This window comes from Pedobacter sandarakinus, assembly GCF_026240095.1.
In the GTDB taxonomy this organism is placed as follows: Bacteria; Bacteroidota; Bacteroidia; order Sphingobacteriales; family Sphingobacteriaceae; genus Pedobacter; species Pedobacter sandarakinus.
In genome coordinates this window covers 166,838-181,023 of sequence record NZ_JAPIVG010000002.1, presented here as the reverse complement: position 1 = coordinate 181,023, position 14,186 = coordinate 166,838, and the positions used below count along the sequence as shown (strand labels likewise).

Here is a 14,186-nt window from a genome sequence, read left to right as displayed (position 1 = left end):
AGACAGCTTACTCCCAGCCCGGATTTTGAGTTAACACTCCTTTGCTTTTAAAGATCTCCGGACGAGGAATTGGGTAAAGATTTTGTCTTTCATTCCAGGTTTTCTGGAAATTGTTACCTAACGTAAATACGGTGTAGGTAAAAGAACCATTGCTATTCCTAAATACATCCATACCTTTCATAGGTACGCCAATGGTTGTGGCTCCAATCTTCCAGCGCATAATATCGTACCAGCGATGATCTTCGAAAGCCAGTTCAATAGCACGCTCATGTCTAATGGCTTCACGCATTTCAAGGGTAGTCATGTTATCTTTTAAGCCGTAACCATAAACCCCGGTACCTCTTTCGATACCAGCCCTCTGGCGAATAAGCACTAACGCATTGTAAACGCTTGCATCTGGAGCTGATAGAAATTCATTTTGTGCTTCTGCGTAATTTAATAGCATTTCTGCATAGCGGAAATAAATGTAATTGAGTAAAGTTGTACTACCACCCACAGTTCTGTAAACCTCTGGCCAGTATTTTTTGCAATAATATCTGGTCGCGGTATAGGTAATATTTCTTGGATCCCAGTCTACACCGTAAGATAAATTTGGCGCTGTACCGGTAGCCCACATTTGTATCCTTCTTCCCTGCCAGGGCAGATCGTTATAAATGATATTGGCATAAAAACGCGGTTCCCTCCCAGCATACGGATTGGCAGCATTATAGCCTGAGGTTGGATCCGTAATTGGCTTTCCATTGGCCATTTCGTACATATCTACATGGTTTTGGGTAGGATTCATCTGACCTTGAGCACCTCCAGAACCTGGAGACATGGAGAAATCCTGCATCATTTCTCCGGCCAAGGGTGTATTACCTTTTATCCTTATCATGATGTATTCTGGTGAATTTGGAAGATTTAAAATATCAGAATAGGATGCCTGCAAAGCGTATCTTCCGTCCATTAATACCAAAGCGGCATCTGCAGCAGCTTTCCATTTAGCTTTATCATTTGATGGATTGTTTAAAGGGCTTGCTGCATAAAGCAACACACGAGCCTTTAACGCCTGTGCAGCGCCAATGGTAGGCCGACCATAGTTAGATGCACCATATTCGTCATCAGTACCTAGCTTTGTAACGGCTATATTTAAGTCTGCCAAAATGAAATCGGTAATTTCTTGAAAAGATTTTCTTGGCAGATTGATATCATCATTTACTTCATACACCCTATCAACCAATGGCACACCTCCAAATCTCTTCGTTAACTCGAAATAAGACATGGCACGTATAAACCTCATTTCCCCTTCTACTCGTTTTGGATTAAAAATAGGAACTGTTGCATTTGGCGAAGGTGGTACATCATTAATTCTGGCGAGCATCTTATTAGTGATGGCTATCCCCATATACATTCTTTCCCAAATGTCCCCGATATCATTTAGTGATGCTTGTGTAGAATGCTCATGATATAACCCACGGTTTAAAGAGGTAACTGTTCCTTCAGAATTGCCAGAAACAGCTTCGTCTGATGCTTGAGCCACACAGCCACGGTGATCGTTAAAACGAACGTATTTATGAATAAGATAGTTATAGGCATTATCAGCGAACCTGGCGGCCAGCGCTGGATTTGCGAAAATTTCTTCTTCGCTAATGGCAACACCTGGTGTTCTTTCCAGGAAGTCTTTTTTGCAAGATACAAAGCCGACAATGATTAAGAGAACAGCTATATGTTTGAAATATTTTTTCATCATGTTAAAAATTAATGTTCAATCCAAAATTGTAAACTCTGGAACTTGGGTAAAGAGATTGCAGTGGAAAAGTCTGGTTTACCACATTCAAATTCTCAGGATCTAAATACATCTTAAATTTGGTCCATGTATAAATATTTTGTCCGTTTGTAAAAATCCTGATGTTGCTCAGCTTTAAAGCAGTAGACCAAGCTTTGGGTAGGTTGTAAGCTATTTCAACATTCCTGATTTTTAGGTAAGCAGCATTTTGCAGCGTAAAATCATTTAGTGCATAGTTTAATGATGCTGTACCTCTAGAGTGCAGCGCCGGCCAAGTGGCTGTTGCTGCGTTTTCTGGTGTCCATGAATTCAGCATGAATGGATACATCTGCTGACCATTATTCTGTTCCGATAGGATTACATTAGAACTTACATGGGCAGCGCCCTGAAACATTACGGATAGGCTGAACCCTTTAAAAGCAACCCGAGGTGTAAAACTGTAAACGTACTCGGGATTATTGGTATAGCCGATCGATGTTTGATCTAATGTAGTGATTAAACCATCGCCATCTAAGTCTCTCATTTTTAAGTCGCCAGGTATAGGATTAAAACCTTGCTGTTTTGGCGACGCATCTATATCTGCCTGAGAAGTATAAAAGCCGTCGGTTTTATATCCAATAAATTGGCCAACGCTTTTGCCTTTTCTAGCATCCCGATCTGGGAGGTTATCAGGTTCGTCATTCTCAACAATCTGGTTTTTTGCATAACCAACTTGGGCATTCAAACCAAGTGATACCTGCCCGATGTTAGCTTGATAATCCAATTCTACTTCATAGCCTTTATTGTAAACCTCACCCACATTCAAACGCGGATAGGCATGACCAAAAAGCTGGGATCCGCTCAGCGCCGCTGTTAAAATGTTTTTTCGCGTTTCGTCAAACAAGTCCACATTGAGTTTTAAATGATCTTTAAACAAACGGGCCTCTAGGCCGATGTTGCTTTTATAGCCAGTTTCCCACGTTACCTGATCGTTACCCAATGATGTGGAATTGATAAACAAAGTAGGAAAATTGGTTATAGATAGTGGATTTCCAAATGGGGAGGCAGCATTTGCTGAGTATGATGTAAGGAATAGAAATCGCTGGTCTGCAATTCTATCATTGCCAACCAAACCGTAGCTACCCCTGATTTTTAAATAGGTTAGCAGGTTATTCTTTTTGAAAAAGGATTCGTTGGTTAATGTCCATCCTGCAGAAATGGAAGGAAACAGACCGTATCTCAATCCAGGGGCGAAGTTCTCTGAACCGTTATACGTGCCATTTACCTCGACAATATATCGGCTATCATATTCATAGAATAACCGTGCCGCCAAACCCTGAGCTGCCCTGGGCGGTGCACTAAATGAGTTATCACCCGTAGTACGAATCAATTCTCTCCGAGCCAGAATCATTCCATTAACACTGTGTTTACCAAAAGTCCTTGCGTAATTAAATGAAGTTTGAATGTTCATGTTGGTGCTACCAGATGTTACACCTCCATTTTGTACAGCACCCAGTGGTTCATCTCTATTGCGTGTATCAGTAGATAAAGTTGCCTCCCTGGTTATTGGATTAAAAACATAGGCTGCCCAGTTGGCATTCCTTCTTTCAACATTGTTGTAATAAGAATCATATGCAAAAATGGTTTTAAACGACAAGCCCTTGGTAACAAAATCCAGTTTGTAATCTAAATTAAAAGTACTTTCAATCGTATTTATATCATCGTTACGGGTACCATAACGGGTAAGAATTGCAAATGGATTCCAGATATTGGTACCAACATTTGGATTAGCAGTAATTCTTCCATCAGGTAAAGTTACCGGATATGCGTACGCAGGTACCTGTAAAATCCGAGAGATCATACCTTCAATGGTATCGTAAGAGAAAGCAGAAGCAGATAACAAACCTGAAGGTTGGTATCGGTTAGCAAAACGACCTCCAAGTTTAATACCAACAGTGAAATCTTTATTCAGGGTTAAATCAACATTCGATCTGAAATTGTAACGGTTGTAATTTGGTACAGTGTTAATCCCATAGGGAGAATCAAACTTTTTAAAAATACCATCCTGAAATGAATAACCCGCAGATACGAAGTATTTGGCAATTTTTGTTCCGCCATTGATATTGATGTTGTGCTGCGTTTGAGAATAATATTTCCTGGTCAAATAGTCAAACCATTGCACGTCTGGGTAACCTATCGGATCAGATTTATCAGCAAATTTCCGTATGGCATCATCAGAAAAAGGCGCTGCCTTATTATCGTTCAAATATGCCCTATTTAGCAGGGTTGCATTCTCCAAAGCAGGCAAGCCAACAGCTAAACCGGTATAAGTTTGCGCAGCATAATTACCAGTGTAGGTAACCCTTGGTTTCCCGATCTTACCAACTTTAGTAGTGATTACGATTACGCCGTTAGCCCCTTTCAACCCGTATATCGCTGTGGACGCAGCATCTTTTAAAATAGATACCGTTTCTATCTCATTGGGATCTACATCTGCAAAACTTGGTCGCTCGATACCATCTACTACTACAATGGCAGATGCAGAGGCAGAATTTAAAGTTGCAATACCCCTAATTCTAATTGTAGAAGCATCTGCGCCTGGTTGACCACTCGTTTGTACTGCAATTAAACCAGGTAACCTACCAATAAGACTGTTGGTTGGGTTAGGCGTTGGCGATTTCATGATATCTTCCGAACTGATTTGCGATATTGCCGCGGTTACACTCGCTTTTTTCTGTGTTCCGTAACCCACCACAATCACCTCTTCTAGTCCCTTGGTATCTTCTTCCAATGTAATTTGCAGGTTCGTTCGTCCCTTAACTGCAACCTCTTGCTCTTTGTAACCTATGCTAGTTATAACCAGAATGTCATCTGGCGCAACATTTCGCATAGCAAACTTACCATCTTCATTGGTTGATACTGCATTTTGAGATCCTTTAACCCGAACACTGGTGCCGGGCAATGGGTAGCCCTGACTGTCTAATACCACCCCAGTTACATCTGCGAACAATAAAGAAGCTGGCGGCAGATTAGCTATTGAAGTTGATGAAATTAGATAGCTTGCCAGATGATTTAGCTCAGGCTTATTTGGGCGAGCAGCTAGTGCATTAATTTGCAGAAATAGACACCACATTATCAGTGCAGATATTTTCCGCAAAATTCTTTTCAGTAGAATTTTCCTCATACAGTTTAATTTGGTTGTTGATAGTCCAAAATTTTTGGCGAGGTAAATATAGAATATTCATTAGCTTAAATCCAAATAAAAATTATCGTAAATACCTGATATATAGATATTTATAAATTTTTTAATACGCTTAATGCACATTAGTATTTTTTAATAACTACTTGATTTACTTATAGATAATCACCGGTGAGAAAAATTCGGTAATACGCTAAAACCACATTAAAAAAAAGCGAAAAAATTATGGACACAAGCATTTAAATTCGGTTGTGGCATTGCCGGAAAATTAAAAGCCCCTTGCTGCATCTGTAATGAGGTGGTGTATCCAAGCTATTTTTATTTATTGCACTGCCTTTCCTATTCAGCCAGTTAAATTCCGGCATGAATGGAAAATAGTTTTAGGATCGCATTGTCCTCAGCTTGAACTGCTCAGTTATGTAGGAGATGAGCGATTGTAAGTTGGCGCATTCCACTTTCTTTACATTGATGATATTGTGGCTGCTAGCGTATCAGATCGACAGGAAAGATAATTATAACTTAGAATTTCAATACTTAACAAACTAGAAAGTTCTGCTAACGGCTTGCATTACTTACCACTGAACAACATTTTAGCTACCAGGATCTTATACAATAGTAAAGTTATTTAAATTCGCATTAAGCAAAAAAATCCGCAAACCTTTGGGCTGCAGATTCAATCGCTTTTAAAGTTTACGGCTAATGCCTGATGAGCACTAAGATTAATCCATGGGAAAACTTACAACTCCACTTAAACACTTCAGGCAATTGCACATGCAGCTCCAATTAAGGCGGCGTCTTCGCCAAGTTTAGAAATTTTTATAGGAAAGTCTACCGATCGTGCCTGTAAATACGATTGTAGTTGTGGGAGAAAAAGCGTAGAAGCTTTCGCGATGTTGCCGCCAATTACTGCACATTCAAATGATTGTTGCTTGTGCAATTTAGATAGGAAAGCCCCCAAGTTCATGCTGAATTCGTCGAAAACCCGCAACATGGGTTCAGCAATCTCTACTTCATCAATAATGGTTTTTACATCCATAATGGCCTTACCAGAATATTGCTGATACTTCGCCACAAACCACCTAGAAGAGAAAAATGTTTCGCAAGTACCACCCATGAAAGGATACTTCCAATATTCGGCATCCTGAGCCAACCCATTTATGCTTGTAGCAGAACCGAAGCCGGTACCGAGGGTGAATCCGATTACGTTGCGTTTATCTGTAACCGAACCGTGGTAAAGTTCTCCTTGAAGAAAGCAGGCTGCATCATTAATAAAAACAATGTTTTCTATAGGCATATTCAGAGCTTCAAGAATAAGCGATTTCACGTTTAAGCCATAAAGGCGATCAAACTTACCCAAATCTTTAACATAAGAAATCCCATTGTGGTAATCAAACGGGCCAGGCATGGCTATAGCTATTTTTCCAGCATGATCAGCACAGCCAAGACTCGCTTGCATAACCTTACACCAAGAACTTATAATCTCCTCTGCACTGCCTTGGGCATTTACTTTACTTCGTTGTAAAGAGCCATCTATGATGCAACCATTTTTTATATTGATGAGTGCGGCGGTAATATGTGAACCGCCAATATCTACACCCAAGACAACGTCTTTATTCATTTTTATTTTAGTCGTTTTTGATATTTAACAAACTTATTCTCGCATAGAGCTCAGCAATACAACCTTGATCTAAAAGCCACTTGGGTTTCTTTTTAGCTGCATCATCTGTAGCCCATTTCGCAGCTATTAAACCATATTTATCTTTTGAAGTTACCCATGCCCTATCTAAATCTTTAGTAATTGTTTTCAAGTATTCGGGATTATGATCAATGTGGTAAAGAGATTCATAACCGCGAAAAAGTACGGTAACGAACCATGGTAAATCAATCTGGAACTGTAGGTCTTTTTTCCCCTTGCTAACAGTGAAGAAATTGTAAGCATTTTTTGCAACCAAGTGCGCTTCATCCAAATAGTTTTTTTGTTTGGTAATATTGTAAAGTAAAACAGATGCTTCTAACATGGAACCTGTATTATAGGTGTAATACGTTGGGTTAGTTTTCCCATCCATCTTAATATCATTGTAATAAATGCCCTCCTTATTTCTAAGGTGCATAAACATCCATTGGTAAAAACGCTTACCCCAGTTTAAGTAAAGGGTATCATTTGTACATTGATATAATTTCAGTGCCGCTAATGTTGCCATTCCGTTACTACAAGCCGGTTTCTGATCTTTATGTCCCTCGAGCCAGTATACGCCTCCACCCAATTTTTCATCCCAGCCAGTGGTAATAAAGGAAAATACTTCCTTTGCCTTAGGGATATAACTGGCATCTCCGGTATTGAGGAAGCTTTCCGCATAATCTATGCAAACCAATGCATTATCGTCATAATAACGATCGGCCTTTTCTAATTTTGCAGGATAAGCCTGATAGCCTACCGGCAGTCGAGAGGTATCTCGATAAGCCAGCACTCCATGAGTTAGCGTATCTAAAAACTTAGTGTATCTAACTTTAAGTTTTGGGAACCTAATGAGCACATTAGCCGCAGAAAACATACCTGAAAATGGCCACAAGAAACTCACTGGTTTTTCATTAACCTGTGCACCCTGGAAATAATCCAGTGCTACATTTTTACCTGAGGGATAATTCTCCGTAAATAGCCCTGGATACTGTTTGATGTGGTAATAATTCCAGATTTTAACAAACATGCTATCTGCTCGTTGTGCATAAAGCTCGTTATAGTAAGCTTTTTGAGCGCTACCTTTCAGCGATAAAAACAAGATAGATACTAACAAAATATACTTCATCCACTTAGATTTTAAGCAACCTTATTTTACTGTTGCGATGGTGGAGCAAGTTTAGTACCCCAAGCTTTATTTGGTTTGCTGCCCATGGTAAGTTGCAGTGTGCCACCTTTCATTAAAATATCCCGGTAAAGCCACGCATTATTTAACACCTTGCCATTCCAAAGTGCCGACTGCACGTAAACATTCTGTTTGCTATTATTCTTTGTTTGCACGATAAGCTTTTTACCATTACCAAGGATGATCTCAGATCTATCGAACAACGGACTTCCAATCTGAATAGTTGGTCTGCTGTCGGTAAGGCCCTTCACATCAAACAAACCCATTGAAGCCATCACGTACCAAGATCCAAGTTGGCCTTGATCCTCATCCTGTCCATAACCATATCCATGGATGCTTTCTGTTCCGTAAAACTCGTTGCAAATTGCCCTTGTCCATTTTTGAGATAACCAAGGTGCACCAGAATAGTTAAACAACCAGCTAATATGCAAGTTGGGCTGATTGCCATGATTATAAAGCGATTGAATCCCTGCAAAAGCATCAATTGTTTTCCCGCCACCAAAAGCATTTTGTTGCGAAGTCTCGAAAATATTATTCAGCCTTTTATTGAACGTTTCTTTCCCAATTTCTTTAATTAAGCCATCAGGATTTTGAGGTACATAGAACGTATATTGCGTAGCATTCCCTTCTTGAAAACCCCTCCAGGCTTGAAGTGGATCAAATTTATCTACAAATTCTGTTGATGAAATTTTCGGACGTACTAATTTTAAATCTTTATCGAAGATGATTTTCCAACCGTTTGATAAACCAATTAATTTCTGATAATCGCTGGTTTTGCCTAAACTTTTAGCAAACTGTGCTGCAGCAAATGCGCTGTAGCTATATTCTAAGGTATGTGAACCAGAGAAATGTGAACCAGTAGCATCTGTTTTGTCGGCTTCTAAATAAGGTACAAAACCTTTCTCAACGAAGCTTTTTGTATCAAGCTTGCCGGAACCAACTAACCTATCTTTGTAGCCAAGTTCATTTCCCAACACAGCTTTGTAAGCGAGGTTTACATCATAATCTCTAATGCCCGCATTATAAGCGCCCGCAATGGCTAATCCTACAAAGTTGGTTCCAACACCTGAAACAAAATTGCTATTTGCAATTCCATCTCCAAACCAACCTCTTTCTTTATATATTTCAAGTTGCGTATGTACAAAATCGCTGTAATGTGTTGGGTAAGATAGCGCCCAAAGCTGTGTTAGGTTCCAAAAGCCTCCCCAAATGGCATCAGTATTCATAAAGTTGTAACTGAATTTGCCTTTCGCATCTTTAGGCAGTTGGCCAATGGTACCATCATGTCTTGGAAAATTACCATTTACATCGCTTGCTATTCCACGGCCTAGCAATGCATGATACAAACCGGTGTAAAACTTAACTTTATCATCGTTGTTATTTCCTGTTACTTTTAATTTTCCAAGTTGTGCCCTCCATTCGGTTTGTGCTGCAGCTTTTGCACTTTCAAAAGTTAGGTTGGCAGCCTCTGTTCCCAGGTTAAGCTTGGCATTGTTAATAGAGGTATAAGAAAGGCCGACTTTAATTTCTACCGTTTCATTCGCTCTAGTCTGATAATTAAGATAGAGACCTGCGCCTTCGCCTTTTGCCACACGGCTATTTTCATCCGTTTTAAGCTTATCAAAAGCACCCACGCCATTTGGTTTCTTATTTAATTCACCATAAAAATACATGGCAACCCTTCCGCCTTCATCATAGGTTTTCACATATTTTGGGTAAGTAATTACATAGCCCTCGAAATGGGTATCATCTATCATTTTTACTTCCGCATCAGTTACTGGGCCGCTTTCTCCCTGAACATTGCCGATAGATAAGATAATACGAGATTGGTTGCTCTGTGGAAAAGTATAGCGATGAAAACCAACACGCTCTGTTGCTGTAAGTTCTGCCTTGATTTTATAATCATCAAGCATCACGGAATAGTAACCAGGTTGTGCGATCTCATTTTTTCGATCAAAAGCCGACCTATATCCACTTCCCGGTGTTTCCAATGTCCCCGGTACTGTTTTTAAAGTTCCGCCAGTAGGCATAAAACTTACTCCACCAACCTGCCATTCATGGAAATGTACAAATCCTTCAATTGAATTGTGACGTGTGTCGTAGCCTACAGCCTCCCAGCCTTGCAGGTTACCGTAACTTCCGTTGGTAGATGGCGCTAATTTGGCCATTCCATAAGGCACGGCAGCAGGTGTGTAAAAGAACCACCTGCTATGTGCTGTTCCAATATTCGGATTTACAAATTTTAATAGATCTTGAGCATAGGATGCGGGAACTAAAAAAAGAGATAACGCTAAGATTAAGAGGGATTTGTTGACTATGTTCATGAGGTATAAATCGATTTTATTTACTAGTATTTAGAGAGTAGTGCCTGAAGACGTTGCATCCAGGCCTGATCTACAGTTTCTATTTCAGGAGACCTGCTTTGCCCATCAAAGCCTGCAAAGAAATAGTAACCTAAAGTTGTTGCATTTCTATTTGCTATATTTAAACGGTTGATGTTTTCCTTTGCATAAACCAACCAGCTTGGATCTTTATCTGTTTCATATAATCTAATCATCGCTTGCGACCCCCATGCACACCATGCGGGATTAATTCTTGTTTCGGCGGTGTTAAATACATAACCTTTGTAAACGGCATTCCATAAAGTAGTATTCATAGCCCTACCCAGGTTTTGTGCTTTTGTTAAATAAGATGGGTCGTTCATGATTTTGCTATACAAAAGAAAAGCCTCCACCATGATCGCATTATCGTATGTGAATTTATCATTGCGTTTAGTACCCTCACCTGCTCCGTCTATCTTCCAGATGTACAAACCTGTATTAATATCGAACATTTTTGAATTGATCCAATTGTTTACCTGTATGGCCCAGTCTCTATAAACGGTATCGCCTGTAAGGCTATAGAGTTTTAGAAATAACTGCAATGTTAATCCATTGGTTTGCGTTGGTTTTTCTGGCTTGGCAGTATTCCACCAAAATCCGCCACCGTATACATTATCCCATAACCCACTACTAATCAACCAATCTCCACATGCCTTAGCCTTCGCTAGATATGCCTGTTTGTCTGCACCTGTTGTAACTTCTGCAGCTTCAAGGTATACCATTCCGCTAAGCGCATTGTCATCAACATATTTATCGCCAGCGGCACCACTACCATCTAAATTTACTGAAGCAAAATATCCGCCACGTAAATCTCGCTTATCCCACATGTTTTCCATAAACTTAAATGTACTATTCATGTAAGCTAAGTAACTTGTTTCACCTATACCAACCATTGCGGCATCTGCATAAATCTGACTTACATTGTACCATTCGTAGCAATTATTGGAATGCGACGTGGTATTTGCCCTGTAACCATAGCTAGCGGTGAGCAAGTTATTCACTGTAAAAGTATGGGTCTCTTTAGCAAGCTTAAGATAATCTACCGGCGCACCAGGCACTACCGGGGGTTCTACAGGTGGTGGGGTAACGGGAACTTGAGTTGATTCTTTCTTACACGATATGCAAAAAAGCATTAACATGATGAATAAGTATTTTACGGGAAGTGTTTTCATGGCGAATGGTGATTTTATCCATCGGCAGCAAGCCACCGATGGAATTTAAATTTATTATTGTGTGGTAACTGTATGTGTGTAAGCACCAGTGGTACTTAGATTTACGGTAACTTTAACACTTTTATTATCTGCCGATGGATCAAATTTGTAAGTATTGTTCCATTGATCGTTTGTTACCGGATTTAGGTAGAAATATGGTGCGCCCTGCCCCGCCGGACTTACATTATTGACATTGCTGCTTCCTAAATAACGTATTCCGGAGTTGGTGTGCATGGCAAACTTGTAGCGCTCGTCTCTGCCCCAAGAAAATTGATAGAAAACAACCGGAATAGATGCCGACTGCCACGTACCGTTTCCATTGTAGGTTAACTGGCCAATCTCATTAGCATATGCAGACATGTACAAACCGAGACTTTGGATCTCCACCGCATCAACCACTGTTGCCACATTGAAATCATACTTAAGGTAATAAGGCTTTGTAGTTCCAGAAACGGTGATGGTTGATGTTCCTTCTTTCACTACCGCATTATCAACATAGAATTTTCTTCCGGCCGTTGTAGGCTTATCTGTAAGCTGGTAAGTTCCAGGTTTTAGCGAGGTGTAAATCTCGAAAACACCATCTTCAACCTTTTTCAATTTGATCGCCTTTGTTACATCATCTCCGGTTTCTGTAGCGGTACCCGTGATGTATAAGTCTGTAGGTACTTCAGCAAAACCAGCTGATCGTTCCAGTCTCAATGTTCTGCGGTCTTGCCCCATAACCTTGTTGCTAGCTTTGGATGCTAAAACGGTCCATTTTACATTACCTGTGCTCGATGAGCCAATCCCGCATAAGGCAGCTATTTTAGTTAAATCTTTGTGAGAGATGTTAACTTGTGACTGTATACCACCACCAGCAGAAACTATTTTGAAAACAGGCTTACTGAAATCGCCGCTTTCTTTGTCGAATACCACTTCGTAAAGTACTAAACCTCCATCGTCGCCACTAACAGGACTCCATTTAAACTGTAAGGATGCTGTTGCATCTGAAGGGGTTAACTTAAGGCTTTGCTGGTTTGCAGGTAATGACAAAGTGCTGTTTCCAGATAAATTCTCATTTAATGCACGAGTGTCCTTTTTACAGTAAGTAAATAAAATGGAACATAGTACCATTAGGACGGTTAATATTCTTAGATTTTTCATGTTGAATTGAATTTTAATATCCAGGATTTTGAGTCAAATTTTTGTTGAGACTTCTCTCGCTCGATGGAACTGCCCATAGGTAATCTCGCTGTGGGTTAAATTTCCTTTGTTGTGTTCTGATGTATCCATTGTCAATGGTTTGGTCCGTTGCAAACTTGGCACCATGTGCAAAACCGTTCATGGTAATTTCCGCTGTTCTCCATCTGCGGATGTCATCTACTCTTAAGCCTTCCATTGCCATTTCTGCACGACGCTCTCGACGTATAATATTCGTAAGATCAGCCGTAGGATATGCTAAAGCTGCAGGATCTGTAAAACCTGCTCTTGCTCTTAAGGCACCAATTGTTTTTGCCCAGATGGTAGCATCCATTTGCCCCAAACTATTTTTAGCTTCGGCGTAGCTAAGCAATACTTCGGCATACCTAAATAGATGCAGGTTATTACCAGAAACAAAACTAGATAATGCACTTGGATCAAAATATTTTCTCCAATAGTAAGCAGTTGCCGAAGCGCTCTGCGAACCCGGTGAGTACTCATCTAATCCTGGCTGAACAGGATCGCTGCCTGGTCTGATGTAGATGGTTTTAATGGTGTTATTCGCGTTAACCCACTGGTAACGATCGTATACAACCGTAGCAGTTAAGCGTGGGTCGCGGTTAATGTATGGGTTAGTTTCTACGTATCCTGATCCAGATTCTTTGATCCCTTTGCCGTTCAACATAATGTAATCGTCTACCAGTTCTTGTGTAGGTGCCATATTGCTCACCCGGCCGCCAACTGTTCTGGGTGCAAAGTCCCAAAAGTTCTGCCATGTTCTTACAGTTGGAACGTATTGGAGTGATAGTAAACTTTCGTTATTCGTTTTATTGGTTGTCGGATCGCTAAACAGGGCACTATAACTTGGTGCTAGCGAATAACTACCATAAGTAGATTGATTGTTAATTAACTTCTCACCAACGGCAACCACCTCGGCCATTTTGTTTCCCTGGTAAAGGTATGTTCTCATTTCTAACGCAAGTGCAGCACCTTTTGTTATTCTGCCATTTTCACTGGCAGACAGCTGATCTTTGCTCGGCAGATTTGGAATTGCGGCTTCAAGCTCTTTGATAATGAAAGCATTCACTGCATCTTTGCTGCTACGTGGAATAACTTGTGCTTCTTCTGGCGTAAGGTTATGGTCAGGAATTGGAACATCGCCATACCATTTGGTCAGGTTAAATAATGCAAAAGCACGCATGAATTGGTTTTCGGCTTTCATTCTTGCAATGGTAGCAGCGGGCAATGTTTTATTTTGATCGATATTTTCTAAAAAGATGTTAACCGATTTAATGGTGCGATAATAGCTTGCCCAATCGTTCTGAAACTTTGCAGTAAGAGCATTTGCATTTCCACTTGCAATGAGGTTAAGATCACCAGACGGAGAATAAGCATTATCTGATAGTGCTTCAGGCTCGAAGAATAACGAACTGTTATAAAGCAAACTGTAGTTGTTGTTTAAAGCATTGGTCACGTTGACGTCAACGGTCCAAAATGTAAGGTCAGAGAACCTGTCTGTGGGTGCGATGTCCAGTTTCTTGCAACCTGCAAGTGCGAAAACCGCAATGGCCATCATTATATTTCTGTTGAAGAATTTCATATCAATAATTC

At 40.3% G+C, this 14,186-nt stretch carries 8 protein-coding genes; all 8 read right to left on the bottom strand.

All coding sequences use genetic code 11. From position 1 onward, the window contains the following. Positions 1-7: 7 nt before the first annotated feature. Positions 8-1,729, bottom strand: coding sequence for a RagB/SusD family nutrient uptake outer membrane protein (locus OQ268_RS06400; protein WP_265855286.1), 1,722 nt, complete (start codon positions 1,727-1,729; stop codon positions 8-10). A 1-nt stretch (position 1,730) separates the two neighbouring features. After that, positions 1,731-4,928 carry a SusC/RagA family TonB-linked outer membrane protein gene (locus OQ268_RS06395; RefSeq protein ID WP_265855285.1) on the bottom strand — a complete coding sequence of 1,066 codons (3,198 nt, stop codon included), beginning with the start codon at positions 4,926-4,928 and terminating at the stop codon, positions 1,731-1,733. Between the two features lie 772 nt (positions 4,929-5,700). Beyond that, on the bottom strand, positions 5,701-6,561 hold the full coding sequence (locus OQ268_RS06390; protein ID WP_265855284.1) for an ROK family protein: 861 nt from the start codon (positions 6,559-6,561) through the stop codon (positions 5,701-5,703). A 7-nt stretch (positions 6,562-6,568) separates the two neighbouring features. Next, positions 6,569-7,747 (bottom strand): glycoside hydrolase family 76 protein, encoded by a 1,179-nt coding sequence (locus OQ268_RS06385; protein ID WP_265855283.1) that lies wholly within the window; start codon positions 7,745-7,747, stop codon positions 6,569-6,571. Positions 7,748-7,773: 26 nt separating this feature from the next. Then, the gene (locus OQ268_RS06380; RefSeq protein ID WP_265855282.1) at positions 7,774-10,128 is read right to left on the bottom strand and encodes a GH92 family glycosyl hydrolase; all 2,355 of its coding nucleotides are present in this window, start codon (positions 10,126-10,128) and stop codon (positions 7,774-7,776) included. Between the two features lie 23 nt (positions 10,129-10,151). Further along, positions 10,152-11,357: a glycoside hydrolase family 76 protein gene (locus OQ268_RS06375; protein ID WP_265855281.1), complete on the bottom strand. Its 1,206-nt coding sequence runs from the start codon at positions 11,355-11,357 to the stop codon at positions 10,152-10,154. A gap of 54 nt (positions 11,358-11,411) precedes the next feature. Then, on the bottom strand, positions 11,412-12,539 hold the full coding sequence (locus OQ268_RS06370; protein WP_265855280.1) for a SusE domain-containing protein: 1,128 nt from the start codon (positions 12,537-12,539) through the stop codon (positions 11,412-11,414). A gap of 13 nt (positions 12,540-12,552) precedes the next feature. Then, on the bottom strand, positions 12,553-14,175 hold the full coding sequence (locus OQ268_RS06365; protein WP_265855279.1) for a RagB/SusD family nutrient uptake outer membrane protein: 1,623 nt from the start codon (positions 14,173-14,175) through the stop codon (positions 12,553-12,555). Positions 14,176-14,186: the final 11 nt, after the last annotated feature.